This window comes from Desulfosporosinus sp. HMP52 (assembly GCF_000765145.1).
Taxonomy (GTDB): domain Bacteria; phylum Bacillota; class Desulfitobacteriia; order Desulfitobacteriales; family Desulfitobacteriaceae; genus Desulfosporosinus.
Window position 1 is genome coordinate 47,075 of the sequence record NZ_JMGA01000046.1, and the last position, 24,919, is coordinate 71,993.

General features: G+C 41.1%; 24 protein-coding genes. 20 read left to right on the top strand and 4 right to left on the bottom strand.

Annotated features, from left to right (window positions below; all coding sequences use genetic code 11):
• Positions 1-117 precede the first annotated feature (117 nt).
• The 11 genes from DP73_RS16510 (at position 118) to DP73_RS16560 (ending at position 12,312) form a co-directional block, all read left to right on the top strand.
• Entirely contained in the window at positions 118-885 is a 768-nt protein-coding gene (locus tag DP73_RS16510) for an ABC transporter ATP-binding protein (protein WP_034600946.1), read from the top strand.
• A complete protein-coding gene (locus DP73_RS16515) occupies positions 878-1,720 on the top strand; it encodes an ABC transporter permease (RefSeq protein ID WP_052090763.1) in 843 nt (280 codons plus the stop codon). Before DP73_RS16510 ends, DP73_RS16515 begins: the two co-directional genes overlap by 8 nt.
• A gap of 52 nt (positions 1,721-1,772) precedes the next feature.
• On the top strand, positions 1,773-2,780 hold the full coding sequence (locus tag DP73_RS16520; RefSeq protein WP_052090765.1) for an ABC transporter substrate-binding protein: 1,008 nt from the start codon (positions 1,773-1,775) through the stop codon (positions 2,778-2,780).
• Between the two features lie 237 nt (positions 2,781-3,017).
• Entirely contained in the window at positions 3,018-3,932 is a 915-nt protein-coding gene (locus tag DP73_RS16525) for a DMT family transporter (RefSeq protein ID WP_034600947.1), read from the top strand.
• A gap of 287 nt (positions 3,933-4,219) precedes the next feature.
• On the top strand, positions 4,220-6,187 hold the full coding sequence (locus DP73_RS16530; RefSeq protein WP_242865788.1) for a PBP1A family penicillin-binding protein: 1,968 nt from the start codon (positions 4,220-4,222) through the stop codon (positions 6,185-6,187).
• A 71-nt stretch (positions 6,188-6,258) separates the two neighbouring features.
• Complete coding sequence (locus DP73_RS16535; protein WP_034600949.1) at positions 6,259-7,245, top strand: MetQ/NlpA family ABC transporter substrate-binding protein; 987 nt, start codon at positions 6,259-6,261, stop codon at positions 7,243-7,245.
• A 78-nt stretch (positions 7,246-7,323) separates the two neighbouring features.
• A complete protein-coding gene (locus DP73_RS16540; RefSeq protein WP_034600951.1) occupies positions 7,324-8,091 on the top strand; it encodes an ABC transporter ATP-binding protein in 768 nt (255 codons plus the stop codon).
• Positions 8,075-8,857, top strand: coding sequence for an ABC transporter permease (locus DP73_RS16545; RefSeq protein WP_034600952.1), 783 nt, complete (start codon positions 8,075-8,077; stop codon positions 8,855-8,857). The genes DP73_RS16540 and DP73_RS16545 overlap by 17 nt, the downstream gene beginning before the upstream one ends.
• Entirely contained in the window at positions 8,857-9,225 is a 369-nt protein-coding gene (ytxJ, locus tag DP73_RS16550; RefSeq protein ID WP_034600953.1) for a bacillithiol system redox-active protein YtxJ, read from the top strand. Before DP73_RS16545 ends, ytxJ begins: the two co-directional genes overlap by 1 nt.
• A 259-nt stretch (positions 9,226-9,484) precedes the next feature.
• Positions 9,485-10,333 (top strand): alpha/beta hydrolase, encoded by an 849-nt coding sequence (locus DP73_RS16555; RefSeq protein ID WP_034600954.1) that lies wholly within the window; start codon positions 9,485-9,487, stop codon positions 10,331-10,333.
• Positions 10,334-10,362: 29 nt separating this feature from the next.
• Positions 10,363-12,312, top strand: a complete 1,950-nt coding sequence (locus DP73_RS16560) for a heterodisulfide reductase-related iron-sulfur binding cluster (protein WP_034600956.1) — start codon at positions 10,363-10,365, stop codon at positions 12,310-12,312.
• Here DP73_RS16560 and DP73_RS16565 read toward each other — a convergent pair.
• A complete protein-coding gene (locus DP73_RS16565) occupies positions 12,309-12,494 on the bottom strand; it encodes a PspC domain-containing protein (RefSeq protein WP_014903024.1) in 186 nt (61 codons plus the stop codon). The two genes, DP73_RS16560 and DP73_RS16565, sit on opposite strands and share 4 nt — an antisense overlap.
• Positions 12,495-12,723: 229 nt before the next feature.
• Complete coding sequence (locus DP73_RS16570) at positions 12,724-13,062, bottom strand: DsrE family protein (RefSeq protein WP_034600957.1); 339 nt, start codon at positions 13,060-13,062, stop codon at positions 12,724-12,726.
• Positions 13,063-13,289: 227 nt separating this feature from the next.
• Here DP73_RS16570 and DP73_RS16575 point away from each other — a divergent pair, with 227 nt between their 5' ends.
• Complete coding sequence (locus DP73_RS16575) at positions 13,290-13,892, top strand: DUF502 domain-containing protein (protein WP_034600958.1); 603 nt, start codon at positions 13,290-13,292, stop codon at positions 13,890-13,892.
• 48 nt (positions 13,893-13,940) lie between these two features.
• Here DP73_RS16575 and DP73_RS22745 read toward each other — a convergent pair whose 3' ends face one another.
• Positions 13,941-14,114 (bottom strand): DUF1540 domain-containing protein, encoded by a 174-nt coding sequence (locus DP73_RS22745; RefSeq protein WP_014903026.1) that lies wholly within the window; start codon positions 14,112-14,114, stop codon positions 13,941-13,943.
• 24 nt (positions 14,115-14,138) lie between these two features.
• Positions 14,139-14,309, bottom strand: a complete 171-nt coding sequence (locus tag DP73_RS22750; protein WP_014903027.1) for a DUF1540 domain-containing protein — start codon at positions 14,307-14,309, stop codon at positions 14,139-14,141.
• A gap of 207 nt (positions 14,310-14,516) precedes the next feature.
• On the opposite strand from DP73_RS22750, the gene DP73_RS16580 reads away from it, so the two are divergent.
• From DP73_RS16580 to DP73_RS16615, 8 genes are all read left to right on the top strand, one after another.
• Positions 14,517-14,927: a YkvA family protein gene (locus tag DP73_RS16580; protein ID WP_034600960.1), complete on the top strand. Its 411-nt coding sequence runs from the start codon at positions 14,517-14,519 to the stop codon at positions 14,925-14,927.
• Between the two features lie 166 nt (positions 14,928-15,093).
• Positions 15,094-16,926, top strand: coding sequence for a sigma 54-interacting transcriptional regulator (locus DP73_RS16585; protein ID WP_242865786.1), 1,833 nt, complete (start codon positions 15,094-15,096; stop codon positions 16,924-16,926).
• Positions 16,927-17,287: 361 nt separating this feature from the next.
• A complete protein-coding gene (locus DP73_RS16590) occupies positions 17,288-17,923 on the top strand; it encodes a corrinoid protein (protein ID WP_034600962.1) in 636 nt (211 codons plus the stop codon).
• 18 nt (positions 17,924-17,941) lie between these two features.
• Entirely contained in the window at positions 17,942-19,423 is a 1,482-nt protein-coding gene (locus tag DP73_RS16595) for a trimethylamine methyltransferase family protein (protein WP_242865787.1), read from the top strand.
• Positions 19,424-19,436: 13 nt separating this feature from the next.
• Positions 19,437-20,072, top strand: coding sequence for a corrinoid protein (locus tag DP73_RS16600; RefSeq protein WP_034600965.1), 636 nt, complete (start codon positions 19,437-19,439; stop codon positions 20,070-20,072).
• Between the two features lie 23 nt (positions 20,073-20,095).
• Complete coding sequence (locus DP73_RS16605; RefSeq protein WP_034600966.1) at positions 20,096-21,556, top strand: trimethylamine methyltransferase family protein; 1,461 nt, start codon at positions 20,096-20,098, stop codon at positions 21,554-21,556.
• A gap of 28 nt (positions 21,557-21,584) precedes the next feature.
• The gene (locus DP73_RS16610; protein ID WP_034600967.1) at positions 21,585-23,561 is read left to right on the top strand and encodes a hydantoinase/oxoprolinase family protein; all 1,977 of its coding nucleotides are present in this window, start codon (positions 21,585-21,587) and stop codon (positions 23,559-23,561) included.
• Entirely contained in the window at positions 23,555-24,352 is a 798-nt protein-coding gene (locus DP73_RS16615) for a methyltetrahydrofolate cobalamin methyltransferase (protein WP_034600969.1), read from the top strand. The genes DP73_RS16610 and DP73_RS16615 overlap by 7 nt, the downstream gene beginning before the upstream one ends.
• The last annotated feature ends 567 nt before the right edge of the window (positions 24,353-24,919 follow it).

The following is a 24,919-nucleotide window of genomic DNA, read 5'->3' on the forward strand; positions in this document are numbered from 1 at the left end:
GTGTTAAAAGGACCGTCCCCACAACACATTAAAACTGGTAAATTTTCGAATCCCTCACCGTTTAGGAGACTTCCCAATACACTATTAAAAACCGGGATGTGTAAGGGGGGGATGCCATTGAAACCAGTTGTCGAAGTTAATAATGTTGGCATGAAATATCAATCCCTAAATGGGGAAATTACAGCGCTGGAAAACATCAATTTTTCGGTCCAAGATGGAGAATTTGTAAGTATTGTCGGCCCAAGCGGGTGTGGGAAGTCAACCTTATTATCAATTATTTCAGGCCTAATAGCATCTACCTCAGGAGAGGTTCTTTTATCGGGGGAAAAGGTCACGGGGACATCTCCAAAAATCGGCTATATGTTACAGAAAGATCATCTTTTTAATTGGAGAACTATCTTTCAAAATGTTATGCTCGGCCTGGAAATTCGAAAAACTGTTACAAGCTCTGCAAAAGAACATGCTATTAAACTTCTAAAAACATATGGGCTTTATGAATTTAAAGACAAATATCCTAATCAACTTTCAGGGGGAATGAGACAAAGAGTGGCTCTTATTAGAACTCTGGTAACCAATCCCCAAATCCTGTTATTGGATGAAGCTTTTTCGGCATTAGATTATCAGACTCGCTTAGTCGTTAACGATGATATCTATGACATTATCAAAAAAGAGAATAAAACAGCCTTACTTGTTACCCATGACATATCTGAAAGTATAAGTATGGCTGACCGGGTTATTCTACTTTCCAAAAGGCCAGGCAAAGTAAAACATATTTATGATATTAATTTCGATATCAAGAACAGAACCCCCTTTTCATCTCGGGAGACTCCCGAATTCAGATACTACTTTCAAGAGATATGGAAGGGGTTAGATGTCCATGTCTAATTTTGAAGGCGACAGGGTTGCGAAGGAGACTCAAGTCACAAAGATTTCTCAGGAACACATTGATTTCTTGCACAGGGTTAGGATGGAAAAAATCTCAGTGCGTGTTATCCAAATACTAATCTTTGGTGTGGCTTTCTTGCTTTGGGAAATATGTGCTAATACCAAAATAGTAGATCCATTTATTACAAGTCAGCCGTCGAGAGTTTTTAATACAATAGTTCGCCTTTATGAAGATGGGGTACTTTTTCATCATATTGGAATAACCTGTTGGGAAGCTTTCGTGGGCTTTGTCCTGGGAACCATCGTCGGGACGATAATAGCCATAATGTTGTGGTGGTCTGAATTTTTGTGCAAAATTTTAGAACCTTATTTAGTAATTATGAATAGTTTACCTAAAATTGCCTTAGGTCCAGTTTTCATTGTATGGATTGGTGCAGGGCCTCCGGCAATTATAGTTATGACTTTAGCAATTTCTCTGATAGTCACAGTATTGGAAGTGTTAAACGGCTTTTTAACGGTAGATCAAGAGAAGATTAAACTTGTTCAGACCTTTGGCGGTTCAAAATATCAAGTCCTTACAAAAGTAGTGCTTCCGGCTTCTTATCCTACGATTATTAATGCTTTGAAAATCAATGTGGGCTTGTCGTGGGTAGGGGTTATTGTTGGAGAATTTTTAGTTTCCAAAGCAGGGTTAGGGTATCTCATCGTCTACGGGGGGCAAGTTTTTAAACTAGACCTAGTTATGACTAGTGTCATTATTTTAGGTGTGGCAGCAGCGGTCATGTATCAGGGGGTGGTTTACCTTGAAAAAATGCTTGTGAAAAACAAGGCTTGAGTCAATGATGAGGACAGTATGTAAAACTTAAATATCTTAAAGGAGGAGCGACATGTTTAGAAAAAGATTTATGCCCGTACTTATTACAGTGATTCTTGGAATTTCTATGGTGCTCTCTGGTTGCAGTCAGAAAACTGAGTTGACTAAGGTTAAATTATCAGAGGTTACCCATTCTGTTTTCTATGCTCCCCAGTATGTAGCGATGAGTAAGGGGTTCTTTAAAGAGGAAGGACTTGAGGTTGAATTAAGTAATGGCCAAGGTGCAGATAAAGTTATGACTGCCGTATTATCAGGTCAAGTAGATATTGGTTTCGCCGGGCCGGAGGCGAGCGTCTATGTTCATAACGAGGGAAAAGAAGATAACAGCGTTGTTTTTGCGCAATTGACCAACGGGGATGGAACCTTTCTAATGGGTAGAGAACCTGATCCTGACTTTAAATGGAGTGATCTGAAAGGAAAGACCGTAATTGGCGGACGTAAAGGTGGAATGCCGGCTATTGTTCTTCAGTATGTGTTGAGCAAAAATGGTATGGCGGTAGGAAAAGATGTCAACATTGACACGACGATGCAATTTGCGGCAATGCCTGGAGCATTTATAGGAGGGCAAGGAGATTATGTAATTATCTTTGAACCTACTGCATCAAGCATGGAGAAAGAAGGTAAAGCCTATATTGTTGCTTCTTTAGGTAAAGAGAGCGGGGAAGTACCCTATACTGCCTATTTTGCCAAGAAGAGCATGATTGAAAAAAATCCAGAGCTTATTCAAAAGTTTACCAACGCCATCTATAAAGGGCAGAAGTGGGTAGCAAGCCATACTCCTGAAGAAATTGCCTTGGCTATAAAGCTTCAATTCCCGGAAGAAAATGACCAAATTCTAATTAGTGCTATCAAGCGTTATAAGGAACAAAACTCTTGGAAAACAGACCCTATTCTCCAGGAAAATGATTTTTATCTCTTGCAGCAAATCATTAAAGATGCCGGAGAGCTTAACAAAATAGCTCCTTACGAAAAAGTTGTCACAAAGCAATTTGGGGAAAAAGCTATAAAGAATATTAAGTAATCGAGTAAAATTTATTTAAAATATCTTGGGATTAGGCTTATGGCTTGATCCCTTTTTCTTATACGGTATTAAATTCAAAGACAAAAAATAAAAGGGTGAGAGAAAAGTCCAAAACAAGCTAATTGACAGGAATTCAAGAATCCTGGATAATAGAGGAATCATACTAAAAGATGTAAAAAGATGTTAAAGGTTTAATCGACTGAGATAAATAAGTCCTATTACGATATGGAGAAAAGAATGATAAATCAAAAAGAGTCTACGGGATTAGCGGTTTTATTAATACTTATTTCCACATTTGGTTTTAGCTTGTACCCGATTTTAGGAAAAGTAGTTTTTGGAGGAGGGGCAGGTCTTTCTACCGTATTATTTGTTAGATTTTCCATAGCATCCCTTATATTCTGGGCGATAACTATTTGGCGAGAAGGATTCCCGCGCATGCCCCTTAAGACTTGGCTGATACTATGGGGCATGGGCGGAGTTGGATATTCCATGATGGCCGGTTTGTACATATCTTCAGTATTATATATCCCGGCATCTTTAGCTGCGTTGCTTCTATATGCCTATCCCGTTATTGTTACCATCATAGCAGTTTTGACAAAGCAAGAAGAATTTTCTTTGCTCAAGTTGACTGGCTTGATTATTGCAACCTTTGGCTTAGTCTTGGTTTTAGGCATAGCATTGGAAGGGATTAATTATCTGGGGGTCATACTTGCTCTTAGCGCTGCCTTCGTTTACTCGTTTTATATAATCGTAGGCAACAAGTTGTTAAAAACAACAACTCCTTTAGTAAGTACTTCAGTAATTTCGACCTCTGCAGCATTTACCTATGGCCTAATCGGTTTACCAATAGGCGGAACAACCTGGAATCTTTCCTGGGGCACGTGGCTGGGAATTGGGGGTATTGTTCTGTTCTCAACCATATTAGCTATGCTGACATTTTTTGAGGGTATAAAGCGTTTGGGTCCAACTTCTGCCTCAATTATCAGTACAACTGAGCCTGTGATGACTGTTATTTTAGCGGTTGTTATTTTCAATGAGAATATAACCCTCTTGCAGGCACTGGGGGGAGGATTCGTTATCATGGGGGGGATTCTAGCAGTTTTATCCCCAGCTGGAAAGCGGATTAGTCCCGTTGATCCATCAGCTCTTTAATGTAAGACACCCTGTTCTAATACGATCCTAAATCCCTAGTGCTTCTGAATATGATATTATCTATACTCAATAGAGTTTTCAGCCTTTCATTGACTTCATAAGTTGGTGAGAGGCTCTTGTCATTATGGAAAATAGCAATCTTTCTCACTTCTTTGACATGTTTCAGCTTTCGTTATAAGTACACTGTGATAAAATATGTTAAGGAACCCGATTACATAAAGTGGAGTCTCGAGTTTGGCCAAAGCTCGTTCATAGGTTTATAGAAAGAAGGGATTTAATTGGAAGATATGAGTACACTTCAGGGTCAGAAATCAAAGACGAGTGTACTTTTTGCTAAGTATTGGAAAAGGTTGGGGATTGTTTTTCTGCTCTTTATTATTTTTTTGACCGGAGGAATTACGGTTTATATATCCTCACTAGATATTAGCAAGTTACAAACACCTTTGGCACGACCTTCCTACTTGTATGACCAAAACGGCAACCGGATTTCCCAGCTTTCATCATCACGAATAGAACCTGTTACAGGGCAGCAAATCCCGCTGGTTATGAAAAATGCTGTAATTGCAGTAGAAGACCGTAGGTATTACGAGCATAAAGGGGTGGATCTTCGTTCAATTATCCGTGCTCTTTATCGGGATATAATTTCAGGTGATTTTTCCGAAGGTGGAAGCACCATCACTCAACAATTGGCCAAGAACCTTTTCTTAGCTTCGGATAAAACTCTTGCCCGCAAATTAAATGAAGCGGCCTATGCCTTAAAGATTGAAGCTGTGCTGGACAAGGATGAGATTTTAGTCGCTTATCTCAATCAAATATATTATGGTGAGGGCTGTTATGGTCTGCAAAATGCGGCTCAACTTTATTTTGATAAAGAGGTTGAGGATCTGTCATTACCTGAATCTGCGCTACTTGCCGGGCTGCTAAAAGCCCCCAGCATTTATTCTCCGCTGAATAGTAAAGAAAAGTCCTTAGAACGCAGAAATATAGTACTTGCTTTGATGAAGGAACAGAATTATATTTCCTTAGTAGAGTATCAGAAGGCCCTTGTTCAACCAATTGTTATAAAGAAAGGTTCTCTAAAGGACCTTTCAGGCCAGTATTCACCATACGTTGATTATGTTATTGAAGAAGCAATTAATCGTATCGGATTTACTGAAGATCAAATCCTTAAGGGTGGCCTGAAAATCTATACTCAAATGGACCCTCTCGTCCAAAAAGCCGCTGAAGAGGTCTATGAAGAAAGTCATTACTTTCCCAAAGGGACGTCAGACCAACTCGTTCAAAGTGGTGTGGTTTTATTAGATCATAAAACCGGGGGGATCAGAGGATTAGTCGGATATCGCGGGGCGAGAGTTTACCGCGGGCTGAACCATGCCGCTTCATCCCAATTTCTGCGCCAGCCGGGTTCTACCTTGAAGCCCTTGGCGGTTTATGCTCCAGCCTTGGAAAAGGGCTATAATTCAGATTCAACAGTTGAGGATCACCCTCTAAATATTAATGGCTACAACCCTCAGAATTATGACAATCAGTACCGTGGGTATATTACAATGCAAGAGGCTCTTCGACACTCCTGGAATGTGCCGGCAGTTTGGTTACTTAATAAGATCGGGATAGACAGCGGAGTAGATTTTGTACAAAGGTGTGGAATCACTCTGGATAAAGAAGATCACACCCTTAGTTTAGCTTTGGGTGGTCTTTCTCAAGGGGTTACCCCTTTACAGATGGCGCAAGCTTATGGAGCCTTTGCTAATCACGGAGTTATGAATAAGGCTTATGCCATAAGTAAAATTACTACAGATGAAGGGACGGTACTTTACCTTGCTCAACCTGAAGCAACTCAAGTGACTACTCCAAGCGTAGCTTATATGATGACCCTAATGCTGGAAGATGTGGTCACTAATGGTACGGGTGAAAACGCCAAGCTATCCCGACCGACAGCTGGCAAAACTGGGTCAGTTGAACTTCCCCAAACCAAAGAATTTGCGGACATCAGCAAAGGGGTTAAAGATGTTTGGTTTGTGGGTTATACACCGGAACTTACGGCAGCGGTATGGATGGGTTATGATAATACGGATCATAACCATTACCTCACTACCTCAGGAGGTTCGGAACCTGCTGTAGTCTTTCGTGAAATCCTGTCACGTGCACTAGAATCAACTCCGGTTGTCCCCTTTGAGATTCCGGAGGAATACATTGAGCAGAATAGATTGTCCAATAAATTATATAAGTGGTTTGAAGAACATTTTAAAAGGTAATGCCGATAAAATGTCGAATAACTTATGTTGTGTTAAAATAGGGTACTTTCAAGATGAGGAGTGTCGATTAAATGAAAAAACAAATTTCAAGGTTTGGTCTGGTATTAATGGTTTTAAGTATTGCCTTTTTTGTATTTGGCTGCGGAGCCCCTAAAAAACCGGAAAATCATTCTCCAATCACTGAAGCTAAAGTAGTTAAGATCGGGGTCTTGCCTATTGAAGATAATTTGCCCTTCTATGTTGCGGAAAAAGACAAACTATACACCAAAGAAGGTGTTCAAGTAGAACTAGTCAGCTTTGCCAGTGCTATGGAAAGAGATGCTGCTCTTCAAGCCGGACAAATTGACGGTCAAGTAGCGGATTTGCTGGCAGTTGCTTTATTAAAGAAGATAGGTGCTGATGTGAAGATCGCCTCCATAGGACTGGGGGCGACTCCCAAGGAAGGGCGTTTCGCTATTTTGTCTTCCCCTAAATCTGGCATCCAAGACCTGGCGGGTTTAAAAGGAGGGACACTTGGGATATCTCAAAATTCAATTATTGACTATGTCAGTGATCAAATGCTCCTGGATAAAGGGGTTCAGCTGGATAGTGTGAAAAAAGTATCAATTCCTAAGATGCCGGTGCGCTTAGATATGCTGCTATCAGACCAGATCAATGCTGCTTGTCTTCCGGATCCGTTAGCCTCATTGGCTCAAGCAAAAGGAGCTAACTTACTTATTGATGATACTTATAAGAATATTTCTCAAACTGTTTTCCTATTTCGAACTGACAGTATAAACGATAATTCCGAAGGGATTAAAGCTGTCCTTCGGGCCTATGGTGCTGCCGGACAAGCTTTGACAAATAATCCGGATCAATATCGAGATCTATTCTTGGAAAAAGCCCAGATTCCTCAAGAATTGAAGGATAGTTATCAAACCCCGACCTTTTCAAAGCTACAGCTTCCAACTGAGGAAGAGGTTCAGAGTGTGATGAAATGGATGGTAGAAAAGAACCTCATTCCCCAAGCTTATAACTACCAAGAACTAGTTGATCCCAATCTTCTGCCTAGCTCGTAGTCTTGAATAGTCAGTTAATTAGGTTCTTGAAATTTTCACTTTATGCCTAATATCCCTTGGAAAAGGAGAGAATAACCTGTGATTGAAGTTTCGCACTGTGATTTCATCTATAATCAAGGAAAGTCACAGGTTAAAGTATACGATGATTTCAATTTGACGATTGAACAAGGAGAGAGCATAGTCTTGATCGGCCCTTCAGGCTGTGGCAAGAGTACTCTTCTCTACCTGCTCTCAGGATTACAGAAGCCTACGGCGGGCAAAATTCAGATTTTAGGGGACTCGGTTAAGGGCACCCGTCAGAAAACAGCTTTTATTCTACAAGAATATGGGTTGTTTCCTTGGCTTACAGTTGAGCAAAATGTAAGTTTAGGGCTACGAGTCAGGCATACGGTTAAGAGAAGCTATAAACCCCTCGTTGAGGAAATGATTCAAAAAATGGGATTAGGAGAAGTGAAACACAACTTTCCCAGTCAATTAAGTGGAGGGCAAAGGCAGAGAGTCGCGTTGGCTCGAGCCCTAACTCTCCAACCGGATTTGCTCTTAATGGACGAGCCTTTGTCTGCTTTAGATGCTTTAACCCGGGAAAGACTACAAGGGTTGCTCTTAGAAATTTGGCAGGAACAAAAATTGACAACTGTTTTAGTAACTCATAGTATTGAAGAAGCTGTTTTCTTAGGAAGCCGTATTTTGGTGCTTCTTGATGGCAGACCAACAAAAGTCGTCGGGGAAATAACGAACCCTCTAGTCGGAAAATCTGGTTATCGTCAGACAGAAGAGTTTTTCCAGAAGACCAGCTATGTACGTTCACTTCTTGAAAGGGGTGGACTTGATGAATCTGCAAGGTAAAGTATTTCAAGGGAAGTCCTGGGGCTATTTAGGCGCTATAGTATTTTTACTGGCTCTTTGGCAATATGCAGCCTGGAGTCTGCAGACCCCCCTCTTACCGACACCCCAGGCGGCAATCGCCGCAACTATTCGCTTACTTGAAGCGGATCTCGGAAAACACTTCTGGGTTAGTACCTATCGGGTAGTATTATCAACATTGACTGCGTTTCTAATCGGACTACCCTTGGGTATAATTATGGGCTATGAAGATCGGATAGACCGATTTTTAGCACCTTTAGTCTATATTACTTATCCGATTCCTAAGATTGTCTTTCTGCCGCTAATTCTTTTGTTTTTAGGATTAGGCGACGGTTCCAAGATCTTTCTGATTACCTTCATTGTCTTTTTTCAAATATTAGTCACAACTAGGGATGCAGTTCGTAAAGTACAGTCAGAAACAATTTCCTCTTTGCGTTCCTTAGGGGGAAACCGTTTCCAAGTCTATCGCTACGTGCTCTTGCCCGCAAGTTTACCGGATGTCTTCACATCCCTTCGTTTAAGCATGGGTACAGCGATTGCGGTTTTGTTCTTTGCTGAGTCCTTTGCAACCACCGAAGGTTTAGGATATTTCATCATGGATTCTTGGAGCCGTGCTGCACCGGATGAAATGTTTGCTGGGATTATTATGATGGCCTTGCTTGGAGTCGGATTGTTTATTGTCGTTGATTTTTTTGATAACATCTTTTGTCGCTGGCAGCACTTAAATGGATATAAGGAGGGGAAGTAATGGCAGAGTTCAGAGAAATCAGTTCTATTGAAGACTTTGAAGGAATCTTAGACGAGTCTCAGTTACGCAAAGTTTTTATTTTCAAACACAGCACAACCTGCCCAATTAGTGCTCGTGCTTGGGTGGAAGTACAGGAGTTTATCCAGGAAAGCAGCGATGAAGTGCTTGTGGTTATGATTAAAGTGATTGAATCTCGCTCGACTTCGAATTTTGTGGCTGAAAAAATGACGGTTAAGCATCAATCTCCTCAAGCGCTGCTGATTAGCCAGGGACAAGTTCTATGGCATGCTTCTCATCAAACAGTTACGAAGACAAATCTTACCAAAGCTTTGGAAGGTCAAAATATGCCTTTTAATTTTATGGGTTAGATACATTCTTTCATTCTTCTCAGTTAGTTTGAATCTTAATCCCTTGGCTATGACACTCTATTGTGATTAGTATAAAACGGTTTTTACTTTTGCGAGTAATGAAGAGATTATGAAATTAAATATTAAGGAGCACTCTTCACGAGTGCTCCTTAATATTTCTGTAAAACAAGTGGTGCTATGATTTGTCCAAGTATTTGTTGTATGATATGTTAAAGTGTAAGGAGTTAATTTGTGAGTTCAATTTGGAAGGGTGGATAACATGAAGTACACCGAATTTGAATTCAGAACAAATGATGGAACTGAACTTTTTGCACGGGAGTGGCAACCGATCAGCAGTAAGCTTCGGGGCGTTGTTTTTCTAGTTCATGGATTAGGAGAGCATAGTGGGCGCTATGCCAATCTGGCTCAGAAACTAACTCAGGCTGGATTTGCTCTGTCTGCTTTTGACCTGCGCGGTCACGGCAAATCACAGGGTAGGCGAGGACACTCGCCTTCTATTGAGAGGTTGTTAGATGATATTACCTGCTTTAAAAATGAGTGCTCAAAACGTTTACCAGGTTTGCCTTCTTTTCTATACGGACACAGTCTAGGCGGCAACTTAGTGCTAAATTATGTTTTGCGTCGTCAACCCCAGTTTTCAGGGGTGGTGGTAACAAGTCCCTGGCTCAAATTGGCAGTTGAACCCCCTGCTCTGGTTAAACTGTTTGTAAGATTTCTAAGTAAGCTGTGGCCAACTTTTACATTTTCCGGTGGACTCCTAATAGACGCTCTTTCTCATGATCCTGAGGTTATTATAGCTTATCAAGAAGATCCATATGTTCATAATAAAATCTCTCTTGGTTTATTTACGGCTATGGATTGCGCAGGACTTTGGGCTATCAAAAATGCAGATCAATTCAATCTTCCTTTATTGCTTATGCATGGCGGAGGAGACAAAATTACATCTCCTGAAGGATCTAAGGAATTTGCCGCCTTTGTACCTAAAAACTGTATGCTAAAAATCTGGAGAGATTTATATCACGAGCTGCATAATGAACCGTCGAAGGAAGAAATACTTACCTACGTCATTAACTGGCTGGCAACTCACAGTGAACGTCAAGATCAGTAAATTAAATTTGATTATGATTGGAGTGTAATATGGAGGCGACTAGGCAGCTTTATTGGAATATTGATGGTAAGTCTACAATGTATGCTTTTGCTCTGATCACCTTGGTTGTTTTTACGATTGGAACCATTAACAAGATTAGGGGTTGGCAGCAGGGGAAAGCTTTGGCATTTGATAATTTGAGTTTGAGGCTTAGAGAGTTTATATCTACAATGGCTAGGCACGACCAGGGAGTTTTCAGAGGTGATTTTCGCCGTTATGCCCATTTAGGAATTTTCTATGGTTTTATTGTTTTAACCTTTGGAACCTTGGTCATTGCTATTCAGGATCATTTTGGAATTCCTTTATTCTATGGAATGAAGTATTTAGTTCTAAGCCTGTTGCTGGATTTGTTTGGACTCATGGCAATGGTTGGAATATTGATGGCTGCCTACAAACGATATATTGATAAACCCGACCATGAGGATTACACACTAGATGATGCTCTCTTATTAATAATTGTATTCACAATTCTCCTAACGGGGTTTTTCTTAGAGGGTTTAAGAATTTACTCTGTATATGACCCGTGGGCTTGGTGGTCACCTGTGGGGCTGTTCTTTGCTCTGATGATTCAATTATCCGGCATATCCACTGACTTGTCCTTAGCTGTTCATGCCTTTATCTGGTATTTCCATATGTTATTGACCTTTGGGTTTATAGCCTATATTCCTTATTCAAAGTTGTTTCATATGTTTGCCTCTCCACTTAATATCTTCTTAAAATCCAATTCACCCATTGGCACTTTGACTCCGGTTGATTGTTTGACTGAAGATCAAAAGAGGGTTGGGGCCGGGTATTATAATGAGTTTAGCAAGAAACAGCTGCTGGAATTAGATGCTTGTATTTCTTGCGGAAGATGCCAGAAAGGTTGTCCGGCACATTTAAGTGGAAGACCCTTGTCTCCAAGAGTTTTGGTACAAACCTTAAAAAAGCATTCTAAGAAAAAAGCTACGACCTTAATCAATCAGGTGATTTCCCAAGAGACACTCTGGTCATGTACGACTTGTGGACTTTGCGAGGTCAAATGTCCGATCTACATTGAACATATCAAAAGAATCGTTGATTTGCGCAGAGGTCTTACATCCTCAGATATTGGTTTTCCTGAAGAGATTCAATCGGTTCTTAACAATATTTCTGAATCCGGAAATCCTTGGGGAAACAATGTAAGATCGGTTTTTCCTAATTTAGAGTTAGCATCCTCACCACAGCAGAGTGAGAAAAAACAGATGGATGTCCTATATTGGCTAGGATGTTACGGCTCATATCAACCGCGTAATCAGAAGGTTTCCCAGTCAATGATCACTATTCTAGAGAAAGCAGGAATTGATTATGGGGTATTGGGAGGAAAGGAAAAATGTTGCGGGGATTCCGTCAGACGTCTAGGTAACGAAAAACTCTTTCAGCAGTTGGCCTATGAGAATGTTAAAACATTAAACGACTATAAATTTAAAACAATCTTGACACATTGTCCTCATTGCTTTAATACCTTGAAAAATGATTATCCTCAGTTTGGTGGTTCTTACCAAGTGATGCATCATTCGGAATATATCCTAGAGCTTATTCGTTCCGAGAGAATAATTCTCAAAAAGTCCAATGGAAGCAAAGTTACCTTCCATGATCCCTGTTATTTAGGTAGATACAATCAGGTTTATAATGCTCCAAGAGAGGTTTTAAATGCAATTCCTGGTTTAGAATTACTTGAGATGAAGAATAATCAAGGAATGGCTTTTTGTTGTGGTTCAGGTGGTGGCAATATATGGATGGGGAATAAAGGCGATAAAAAAATTCATAGCCTTTTAGTCAAAAAGGCTACGAGAACTGAGGCTGATATTTTAGTTAGTGCCTGTTCATTATGTTTGAAGACCTTAAGTGAAGCAGTTAGTTCTAAGAGTGTAGATATGCAAAGTAAGGATATTGCTGAACTTGTGGCAGACGCTCTTTAACTATCCAATGGTATTACGAACCAGGCAACCAGATAGGCCAAAAATCCTGTTCCACCCACGAACATTAATAGAATAGCGGCAATCCGGACAAGACTTGGATCCAGGTCTAAGTATTCAGCTATTCCTCCGCAAACTCCACCTATCTGTTTATTTAGGCTAGATCGATACAAGCGCTTGGACATACTTCTTCCTCCTTTTCGATCATTTTCAGCCTGTCAAGAATTTCTCAGCTTTTGTTTTCTCTTTGTGCTTTCTTTACCATTACACTCTTTATACGTAATAGGTATTGAAAAGGTTACAGATTATTGAAAAACCATGAAGCTAAATTGGATAAATCTAAAAAGAGAGAGAGCCCCTTAAACCGATTTTCGGTAGGAACTCTCATGATTTATTATAAGGATTGTACAGGATTTAAAATGATATTACTTTATCAGCTTCATGCATTACCCTAATAATTGTGGGCATATCGGATACCACACCAGTAGTAATATTATGTTCAATACCATAAAAGTCAAGACAAGTTTTACAAGCTAACAATTTAACCCCTTCTTCATGGAGTTGCTTTAAAGCCTCATGTGCCTCGAAATCTGGCAACAAGAGTTTAACCCCGCTCTCGACAAACAAGATATGGGTGGGCTTGGAATTGTCCTCGATAAGCTTGCGGAAAAAATTACGCATTAGGACTTGACCAAGGGCAGGATCTTGATTGCCCATTTTATCCGACGATATAAAGTAGATGAATGTTGACATTTTTGGTAAGACCTCCTTTTAGATATCGCTAAGTTCGGTTTCCTGGGTAATATCACGAAGTAGCTTGAGGGTAATATCATTATATAACTAATCGATGATTTATATCAATAAAATATATGTTATACAACTTTATCTAAACTAATGTTTTATGCTTAGACCTAAAATTTGACAAGCCTGAAAAAAGATAGAATAATAGTAATGAATTTGATGGGGATTGAGGGATATATTTGAAAAAGATTATTGGAATATTTCTGAAGGGCTTACTCGTTCTAACACCTATTGTTCTGACATTTTACATTCTCTATAACATGTTTATAGTAACCGATGGCTTATTTAAGGGGATTCTGGAACGAGAGGGGTTATACTTTCCAGGTCTTGGCGTAATAGTCACCCTGGCAGCTATTTTCTTGGTGGGAGTATTGGCTTCAAACTGGCTGACGAACAAAATACTCAATTACTTGGAAAAAGTTCTCGTTAAGGTTCCGCTGTTAGGAAATATCTACGGAATCATTAAAGACACTGTGAATTCTTTTTCTTCAAATAAAAAGGGATTTTCTCGTTTGGTAAGAGTTACTTTGTCTGAGGAAATTAAACTTTTAGGTTTTGTTACCAATGATGAGGAAAGTGCCTTTATTCCTAAAGGGTATGTAGCTGTTTATCTGATGCAAAGTATGCAATGGGCAGGAAATTTAATCTTAGTGCCGAAGGATCAAGTGCAACTGATCAATGTTTCTTCGGAGGAAGCACTAAAGTTTATTGCTTCTGCGGGACTTTTGAATAAACCCGTCTCCCCAAGCAACTTCAAAAATTCAGACTTACCCAATGGGTAAGTCTGAATTTTTCCCTGCGGAGGGGATCATTATCGAATTTGCTGATTTTTACTCAGGTAAAAAAGTTGCACAATCTGTCATGTCGGTACTTTTTGCATTTTGTGGTTGAACTTCAATTTTATCAGCATAGCAGTGATCCCCAGATCCGTAATAATGGCAAGTGTTTACAACACATTTAATCCCACCGTTAGGTTGAGGCATTTTATTGGCGCGTCCAGTCATTTCAATTCCTCCTAATAGCTTTTTTTAAGACTCAGGTAAAAAGGTAGCACAGTCTGTCATTTCAGTGCTCTTAGCATTAGGAGATTGAACTTCGATTTTTTCCGCATAGCAGTGATCGCCGGAACCATAATAATGACATGTATTAACTACGCATTTAATTCCTTCATTTGGTTGAGGCATTTTCTTGATTTGCATTGATGAACATTCCTCCTTTGTTTTTGAATCCAAAAGTATTGTTTCCGATTTGCCACTTTTAATGAATACCAATATGATCCAAATCGGATTCCTAGTTATGAAATAATTTAGCATGAATCTAGAAAGACTAGCTTAAACTATGCTATTCACTGAAATTTGCATATGGGTTTTGAGCTTTTATTTCTTTCTAGAAGAGGAGGTTTTAATGTGGATATTGATGATAAAAAACTAAAGCCATTTAAAGCTAAAGCTTTAGAGTATATAAAGGACAAGGATAAATCTATGGGCTTATTGAATGAAGCAATTCAGAAAGCCTCGGCACAGAGGAATCGATTAGGTGAGGTTTGGGAAAAGCTGCATTTGTTATTTGGTGTATTCAGAGACTGGCTTAATGGCAGCTATAAGGAACTTCCCAAACGGTCGCTTTTCATGATTGTCTTAGGCATTGTCTATTTTGTATCTCCTATTGACGGTGTTTTCGACTACATTCCTTTTGGTGGATTAATTGATGATGCAGCAGTTGCTGGCTTTGTTATATCTCAAGTGAGTGCAGATCTTGAAAAATACAAGCTGTGGAAAAAAGAGGTTAATTCTGAGATTGAGTCTGATCTACTTTGAGAAGGACTTTGAGCAATTGAAGAAGTTAAAGCAGGAGAACAGAACATAAAATATCGCAATAAATAATTACAATATTAGGAAAATTCAGCCTATACTATTAAGAGTTTTAGTTGTAAAATGTAATCAGAGTGTAAATTATACATATGATGTTAGAATGTGGGTGGGGATGAAAAAGATGTTAGAACTATCTGAATCATCGTCCAAGATGTCTGAATTAAAGCTTAATCAAACCTATGTTCAACAAATAGCTGAAGCTATAGCTGCAGTAATAGAATTCGAAGTTGCTATTATTGATCGCAATATGGAGGTTATTGCAGGAACCGGAAAATATCAGAGCGAAATTGGTTTAGTTTATGGCAAAGAATCCATCACAGGGCAAATTATTGACAATTGCAGTAATTTTATTCTGGATGACGAACCTCTCAAGCACTATATATGTAAAGATTGTAATCAGAAAATCGTCTGCAAAGTGAAAGCCGCTATTCTATCTCCAATCATCTTAAATGAAAATGTTATTGGCACAATTTCAATTTTTGCTTTTGATGAAGAGGAGAAAAAACTGTTGCTTGCCAACCGAGGTAAATTCGAAGATTTCTTAACAAAGATCGCGGCCCTGACAAGCAGTAAAATTGACGTTAATGAAATGAATGGTCGACTATCACTAATGGCTAACCAATTCAGCGCAGTTATTCATTCTATTGTCGAAGGAATTATTGCTATTGATCATGATGGCTATATAACCCATATTAATAAGTCTGCCGAGAAGTTATTGCATATTTCTACTAGACAATCCTATGGGCAACATATTAATGATATTTTCCCGGAGTTTTCAGTTCCCAAAGTCCTGAAATTTGGTCAACAATATGCCGAACAAGAAATTAGGTATAGAAATAAGGAAGAATTCAGTCATTTTATTAGTACCATTACCCCCATAAAAAAGGATCAAAAAATCATTGGTCTGGTTATATCCTTTAGAAGTATCGGTGAAATGCGCAAGTTAGCTGGTCGATTGATTAGAGAGGAACGTAAGTATTCTCTTGATGGCATACTAGGAACCAGCAATACGATGACCGCACTTAAACAGAAAATGCAACTGGTCGCTGCCACAGATTCGACCATCTTGATTACAGGGGAGAGTGGAACTGGTAAAGAACTTTTTGCCCGGGCAATTCACGAAGAAAGCCCACGTAAGAACGGCCCTTTTATCGCCATAAACTGTGGAGCAATTCCGGAAACTCTCTTAGAGAGTGAGTTGTTTGGGTATGAAGAAGGAGCTTTCACAGGAGCCAGTCGGGGAGGAAAACCGGGAAAATTCGAGCAGGCAAATGGTGGAACTATATTTCTTGATGAAATCGGGGATATGCCGATGCATCTGCAAGTGAAATTATTAAGAGTTTTACAAGAGGTTAAAATTGAACGAGTTGGAGGAGTGAAGCCGATATGGATTGATGTCCGAATTATCGCCGCTACCAATCGTAATCTCGAAGAAATGATTGAGGAAAAACAATTTAGAAGCGATCTCTTTTATAGGCTAAGTGTTATTCCCTTTTATATCCCACCGTTGCGGGAAAGGAAAGAAGATCTAATCCTACTTCTTCATCATTTTTTAGATAAATATAATGTGATTTTAGGGAAGCAAATAATGGGATTTACTCAAGAAGTTCAAAGAAAAATGCTGGCCTACCCTTGGATGGGAAATGTAAGAGAACTGGAAAACGCTGTGGAGTATGCTGTAAATATTGCCACCAAGAATGTTATTGACAGCTCCTTTTTGTCTTCACGAGTCAATGAATATTTTAAGAATAATCCTGGCTTATCAACTGGTGAGACTCAACCAACCATAGCTGAGTTAGAAAAGAAAGCAATCGAAGCAGCCTTAAAAAGGTTTGGCAGTAGTCGACAAGCTAAAGAAAAAGCTGCAGATAGCCTGGGTATGAGCAGATCGACTTTTTATAGAAAGATAAAAACTTTAGGGCTGAACACTAAAGTCTTAAAATAAACTAACAAGTTACAATAAAACAACTAATATAAGCTTTTTGGATAACACTACATGTCCAAAAGCTTTTTCTTTTTTCTTCAAACATTTGTTTTGTCTAGTTGTCGATTAGTATAGATGTGGAAAATGTAAAAATCCTAAAATGGGACTCAAAAGTCCTATTTTAGGATTTTTAGTAGGGGGCATATTACTGACTTTTGAGTGGTAAGTGCTAACAAAATCTCAAAACAAGACTTTTCGAATCTGCTTGTATCCTAGATAAGGCTAATACCAAGATGTTGAAATTGGCACAATCTTTGCAATAATCAAAAACAGATATGTTGTAATTATCATTTTGCATTTTATCGAGGGAGGTTGAAAAGAGATGTCAAACTATTATGAAGAGCTTTCGCAAAGCATTATCAGTGGTCAGCTAGACCGAGTAAAATCTCTCACTCAACAGGCCATTGGAGCGGGGAACAACCCAATTGACATTATCAACCAAGGACTCATTCCGGGAATGAGTGTTGTTGGAGCCCGATTTAAGGTCGGAAAAATGTATGTGCCGGAAGTGCTGATGTCAGCCCGGGCCATGGATGCCGGAATGCAACTTGTCAAACCCCTAATTTTAAGTGAAGATATCCCATCAGCCGGCAAAATAGTTATTGGCACAGTCAAAGGAGACCTCCATGATATTGGCAAGAACTTAGTGAGTATGATGCTGGAGAGTGCCGGCTATACAGTGATCAATGTCGGGGTGGATGCAGGACCCGAGAAGTTCTTACAAGCGGTGAAAGAGCATCAACCGGGAGTCATCGGAATGTCCGCCCTGCTGACCACAACCATGTTGTCCATGAAAGATACCATTGAACTTTTAAAAGAAGAGGGCTTGCGTGACAAAGTAAAAGTAATCATAGGGGGAGCTCCCATATCTCAGGATTTTGCCGATGAAATTGGTGCTGACGGATTTGCCCCAGATGCGGGTTCGGCTGCAGATCTTTGTAAAAAACTTCTAGCCTAATAAGTTTAAGGAAGGAGAGTGTGTGACTTGTCAAAAAGCCAATACGTTAGGGCCAACTATCAAGTGAATGCTACACCACAATTAAAAATGTTAAGTGATGACCAATGTGAAAGTATCTTAAATGGCGCCCTCGAGGTGCTTGAGCGAACTGGTGCGGAAATTCACAGTCAAGAGGCATTAGATGTATTTAAAAAAGGAGGATGTTGGGTTGACGGCAATATGGTGCGGTTCCCGTCACACATAGTAGAGTGGGCGATTCGCAATGCACCATCTCGAATTGTCATTTCAAATCAAAAAGGTGAAAGAACCTTATTCTTAGAAGGGCAAAATGTTTACTATGGCCCAGGTCCCACGAATACCTACACCATTGACCCATTCACAGGAGAACGACGTCGTCCTAGGAAGGCAGATACTGTACGAGCAGCAAAAGTCATCGATGCTTTGCCTAACATATCCTACGCTATGGATTGCGGAACCGTTATGGATGTAACCCCTACCTTATCAGATGTCCATGCATTTCAGGCTATGTTGGAAAACACTAACAAACCTATAATTCACTGGGGTTTCGGTATTGATCAGTATCAAGATATCATTGATATGGCCGCAGTCGTGGCAGGCGGGTTGGAAGCACTGCAGCAGAATCCATTTATCTTGCTTTACTCAGAGTCTAGTCCTCCCTTACGGCATTCAGTAGAGGCTATTGATAAAGCGATCTTTGCAGCCAAAAACAATATCCCCATTGTTTATACTCCTTGTACCTTTGCAGGAGGGGTTGCCCCTGCAACAATGGCAGCAACTCTTGTGATCGCTGTTGCGGATTCTTTGGTCGGACTGGTTGCTGGCCAATTAGTAAGGAAAGGTTCCGGCTTTGTAATGGGTGGATTAATTTCCACGATGGATATGGCTAGCACTATTCTGTCCTACGGTGCTGCTGAATTAAGCTTGCTTTCCGCCGGCTTAACAGCAGTTGCTCGCTATATGAAAATCCCTATGTTCAGCACAGGAGGTTGTACGGATTCGAAGGTGATTGATACTCAGATGGGGCTTGAAGCTGCTTTTTCCATCTTAATTGCCGGCTTAAGTGGTGCCAATCTTATTCATGACTGCAGCTATATGGAATATGGCGCAACTTCCTCTCTTGAACTGATGACCATGGATGATGAAATCATTGGAATGGTGAAAAGGATTCTACAAGGTGTTGAGGTTGATGACGAACACTTGGCCTTGGATGTCATCAATAAAGTTGGCCCCGGTGGCCATTACTTGGCTGAAGATCATACGATGAAACATTTCTGGGGATTTTGGGCCCCAACTCTGATTAACAGGCTTCGGTATGACGGATGGAAGGCAGAAGGGTCTAAACCTATGGCTCAGCGTGTTAAAGAAAAGACTCAAGATATTATCAATAACCATAAACCCGAACCGAAATCGGAAAGTGTGTTAGCAGAAATTCAAGCCATTGTCGATAGAGCAGAAGCGAGAGAAGCAAATAAACGATAGGAGGTAGACAAGCATGTCAAACTATTATGAAGAGCTTACGCAAAGTATTATCAGTGGTCAACTTGACCGAGTAAAATCCCTCACTCAACAGGCAATTGGAGCGGGGAACAACCCAATTGACATTATCAATCAAGGACTCATTCCGGGAATGAGTGTTGTTGGAGCCCGATTTAAGGTCGGAAAAATGTATGTGCCGGAAGTGCTAATGTCAGCCCGGGCCATGGATGCCGGAATGCAACTTGTCAAACCCCTAATTTTAAGTGAAGATATCCCATCAGCCGGCAAAATAGTTATTGGCACAGTCAAAGGAGACCTCCATGATATTGGCAAGAACTTAGTGAGTATGATGCTGGAGAGTGCCGGCTATACGGTGATCAATGTCGGGGTGGATGCAGGACCCGAGAAGTTCTTACAAGCGGTGAAAGAGCATCAGCCGGGAGTTATCGGAATGTCTGCTCTGCTGACCACAACTATGTTGTCCATGAAAGATACTATTGAACTTCTAAAAGAAGAGGGCTTGCGCGACAAAGTAAAAGTAATCATCGGCGGAGCTCCCATATCTCAGGATTTTGCCGATGAAATTGGTGCCGACGGATTTGCCCCGGATGCAGGCTCGGCTGCGGATCTTTGTAAAAAACTTCTAGCCTAATAAGTTTCGAAAGGAGGATAAAAATGCCTGTAAAAAGCAATTATGCAGAAAATGCAAGTCCTATGTTCAGGATTCTTTCCCCCAGACAGTGTGAAGAGATACTTCTGGCTGCGCAAGAGGTTCTGGAACGTACAGGTGTGACTGTGTACGATGAGGAAGCCCGGGACACTTTAAAGAAAGCCGGCTGTTGGGTAGATGACATCTTAGTTCGCATTCCTTCGGCAGTGGTTGACAGGGCTCTAAGATCAGTGCCTAAAAGAGTAACCTTATGTAACAGCCGAACCGGCTCCAGGGATGTGCGCTTAGAGGGATATAATGCTTATTTTGGTACAGGATCGGATACTCCCTTCACCATTGATCCTTATACGGGAAAGCGCCAACGCTCGACGAAACAGTCCGTCAGTAATGCTTGCAAGGTAATTGATGCCTTAGAAAACCTTGATTTTGTTATGTCCTTAGGAATCGTTCAGGATGTTCCTCTGCTTATTTCGGATCGCCATCAATTTGAGGCTCAAGTCCTGAATACCGGTAAGCCTATTGTTACCACAGCCCACGATATTTACGGTTTTGCAGACATTATTGAGATGTGTGAAATAATAGCCGGAGGAGAAGAGGAGCTGCGCCGAAATCCCTTTATGACCCTCTATGCAGAGCCGATTTCACCATTACAGCATGCCTGGGAAGCGGCTTCCAAATTAATTTTAGCCGCAAAAAAAGGTCTGCCTGTGGTATACACTCCTTGTGTCATGGCTGGAGGGACTGTACCGGCTACCATGGCGGGTGTACTAACCCAAGGGTTGGCGGAATCTTTAAGCGGTTTAGTTATTAATCAATCAACTAGGGAAGGATCCCCCTTTATTATGGGCGGTGTCTTTACCATTATGGATATGGCTACTACGATATTCAGTTATGGCTCGCCGGAATTTAATCTTCTGATGTCTTGTTTAGCAGATCTGGCCCATTACCTGAAAATTCCAATGTTTGGCACTGCCGGTTGTTCCGACTCGAATTTAGTGGATGAACAAGCCGGTATTGAAGGAGCATTGTCCATTGCCATGACAGCGCTTTCCGGACCTAATCTAAACCATGATGTAGGATATATAGAATATGGTTCTACCTCTTCCTTAGAGTTTTTAACCATTAACAATGACGTGATTGGGATGGCTCGTCGTTTAGTCCGGGGTATCCAGGTCAATGACGAGACATTGGCTTTAGATCTAATTCATAAAATCGGTCCAGGAGGACATTTCCTCTGTGAGGATCACACCATGAAGCACTTTAAAACCGAGACTTACTACCCCAATCTTATTGATCGTCAGCGCTATGAGTCCTGGGTGGAAACAGGCTCAAAAACTCTGTTTGAACGGGCTAATGAAAAAGTAAAGGATATCATAGAAAATTACGAGCCTGATCCACTTCCGAAGGACATACAGCAAAAGATCAGGGGGATTGTTGAACGGTCTGAACAAAAAATCGCTAAGTAGTAAGTGGGCAGAAATGGAGTGACAGAAAATGCCCTTAATACTAGGGATTGATACTGGCGGAACTTTTACAGATGGGGTGCTTCTTGATTTAGACACCAAGGATGTATGGAGGAAAGCCAAGGCATTTACGACACGTGAGGATTTATCCATAGGAATTCGAAACTGTATCGAAAATATGGGGGATTTAGATCCACGTCAAGTTCAGCTCGTATCACTGTCTACAACATTAGCAACGAATGCCATTGTCGAGGGTCGCGGTTGCCGGGTTGGATTGATTCTGATTGGTCATGAATCTACCGGCAGCCTCCCTGCCCAGCAGGTATTTGTAGTAAGTGGCGGACATGACATTAAGGGGATAGCTGTTGCGGAACTTGATCTGGAGGCTATTCACAGAGCAGTGACTGAAATGCGTGAGAAAGTGGATACCATAGCCATTTCCGGTTATCTCAGTATTCGCAATCCCGAACATGAACAGACTGCTCAAGGACTAATCCAAGAACTGTGGGATGTGCCGATTGTTTGTGCGCACCAACTCACAACGGCTCTTGGTTTTCATGAGCGGACAGTTACGGCCTGCCTTAATGCCAGACTATTGCCGATCATTGCCGAACTTCTGGCGGCAGTGAGAGCTGTTCTTGAGGAAAAGAATATTACCTGCCCTTTGATGATCGTTAAAGGGGATGGCTCTCTGATGAGTGAAACCATGACTCGGGAGAAGCCTATTGAAACGATCCTTTCCGGGCCTGCAGCAAGTATTGTTGGAGCAGTATTTTTAACAGGTAGTGAATCGGCCCTGGCCTTAGATATGGGTGGGACAACGACAGATATAGCTATTTTAGAAAGCGGACGTCCCCGGATGAACCGCGAGGGCGCAACTGTCGGTGGATGGAAGACTCGTGTTGAAGCTGCCGAAATTACTACCTTTGGACTGGGCGGAGATAGTTATATTCAAGTATCCAAGGACAGAAAACTTATCATCGGCCCCAAGAGAGTCTGGCCCTTGTCTGTGGTCGCGAACAAATATCCTAGTCTGGTTGAAGAATTAAAAAGGGTGGATCCCAATAGTCGGCTCATTGATACACAACCACTTGACTGCTTTATGTTAGTAAAAAAACCTAGTAAAGAAGATCCGTGGAATCTCACTGAATGGAAAATAATCAATGCTCTTGAAGAGAGTGCTCATAATATTTTCACTCTAGCAGATAAAGTTGGACGGGATCCAAACCTACTGCCCTTAAAAGACTTAGAACGGGCTCAGGTAATCGGACGAATTTCCTTTACTCCTACGGATTTATTACATGTTCTTAATATCTTTACTGACTATAATGTCTCGGCTGCCCAGGAAGGGGCCCGTATTCTGGCCTATGAGCAGAAATTGGAAATGGAACAATTCACAGCTAAAGCTTTAGATGAGATTCGGGCCGGCCTTTGTATGACAATAATGCAAAGTTTTGCTTACCGAGCAGGCTTGGGAGTCGATCTTAATTCAGAAGTCAGTGTCGGTTTTCTGTTAGGTTATCTCCTGAAGAGAACGCAAAGTCCTGGATTTAAGACTCAAATTGCCCTGGATTATCCCATAGTAGCCCTAGGAGCTCCGGTTTCCGGCTATCTTCCGGCGGTAGGAGATGCCTTGAATACTAGGGTCTTAATTCCTACCCATGCTGAAGTAGCTAATGCCGTGGGAGCCGCCGCCGGTAAGGTCGCAGAACTGATTCGAATCTTGATTAAACCGGGTGTAGGCGGGGGATATGTAGTCCATGCTCCATGGAAACGGGAAGCCTATCTCGATTTTGAAGAAGCGGAAAGAAATGCTTTGGAAAAAGCCAAGAAAGTTGCTTATGAAAGAGCAAAGTGTGCGGGAGTGGTTAATCCCGAGCTGTTGGTTGAGAAAGAAGAGGTTGTAAGTCATACATCCGGGGGGGATGATGTCGTTTTTCTGGAGACGCGCATTGAGGTTACGGCTATCGGGCATCCCACCTGGGAAGAGGGAGGAGAAATATGTTAATCATTGGAGAGCTTATCAATACAAGCAGAAAAGCCGTTAAACCTGCCGCTGAACAAAGGGACGCCGCTTTCATTCAAGAACTGGCGAAAAAGCAAGTTGAGTCAGGCGCCCATTATGTCGATGTCAACTGCGGCACAATGGTGCATGACGAAGTTGAGACCATGGAATGGCTGGTGCGGACAATTCAGGAAGTTGTCTCGGCACCTCTCTGTATCGATACGCCGAGGACTGAGGCAATGGAGGCTGGTTTGGCCGCTTCGAAAAATGGCCAGCCTATGGTTAATTCCATAACTGCAGAGAAAGAACGTTACAGTACAGTATTACCGCTCGTTTTAAAATATAAGGCTAAAGTTGTTGCCTTGTGTATGGATGACACGGGGGTGCCCAGCTCCGGTGAGCAACGCATTGCTATTGTAAGAAAGTTAGTTGGAGATCTTACGGCAGCCGGAGTGCCGGAGGATGACATTTATTTAGATCCCCTAGTCACCCCCATCAGTACCGGGGACGGGTGTGGCAACGATGTTCTGGATACCGTGCGCTTTATTCGCCAAGAATATCCTAAAGTTCACGCTGCCTGTGGTTTAAGCAACATTTCTTACGGGCTGCCAAACCGCAAGATTTTGAATCAAGCCTTCATGATTCAGACTATGGTAGCAGGCATGGATGCTTATATCTTGGATCCTCTCGACAAAGCAATGATGGGCTTTGTTTATGCTTCTCAAGCGCTATTGGGACAGGACGCCTTCTGTATGCAGTATTTAACTGAACATCGTAAAGGGCTGTATGAATAGAAATGATTTTAAGCAACAAAAGAGACTTCGTTTGGAAGTCTTTTTTGTTGCTTAAAATGAGAGTTTAGCTAACCAGCCTTATCTGAAAAGAAGGATAATAACTTGTAGAGCCTATAGTTTTATACCGCGTGTTAGTAGGATAATGGGAAGAAATGGAAAAAGTATTTAGCGAGAAAATGAGAATAATAAAATAGGCTTTTACCGCTGTAAATATACGAACTTATTTCATCTATCCTTCAAAATTTGGAGTCTAAACGAACCCGTTACGGGACTGCCGTTGTTATGAATTGCTAGTTCAAGCTCGAATTTTTGAGAGGGGTTTTAGATATTTGGCAAAAATCAATTGGGATGTAGTAGTTCAAGGTGTTATATTTCGAATTGAATTAACGCATAGACATTCAACAGGTATTGATTTATACTGAAACCTGACCCCACTCTTTCATTCAATATTGACCCCCTCGCAATAAAAAGATATCCTTTCTCGGTCAGCAGGAATTACATAGAGAAAGGATATCTAGGGGGAGAATGAAAGATGTGCAAGACTGGATCGCAGTAAAACGACTATAT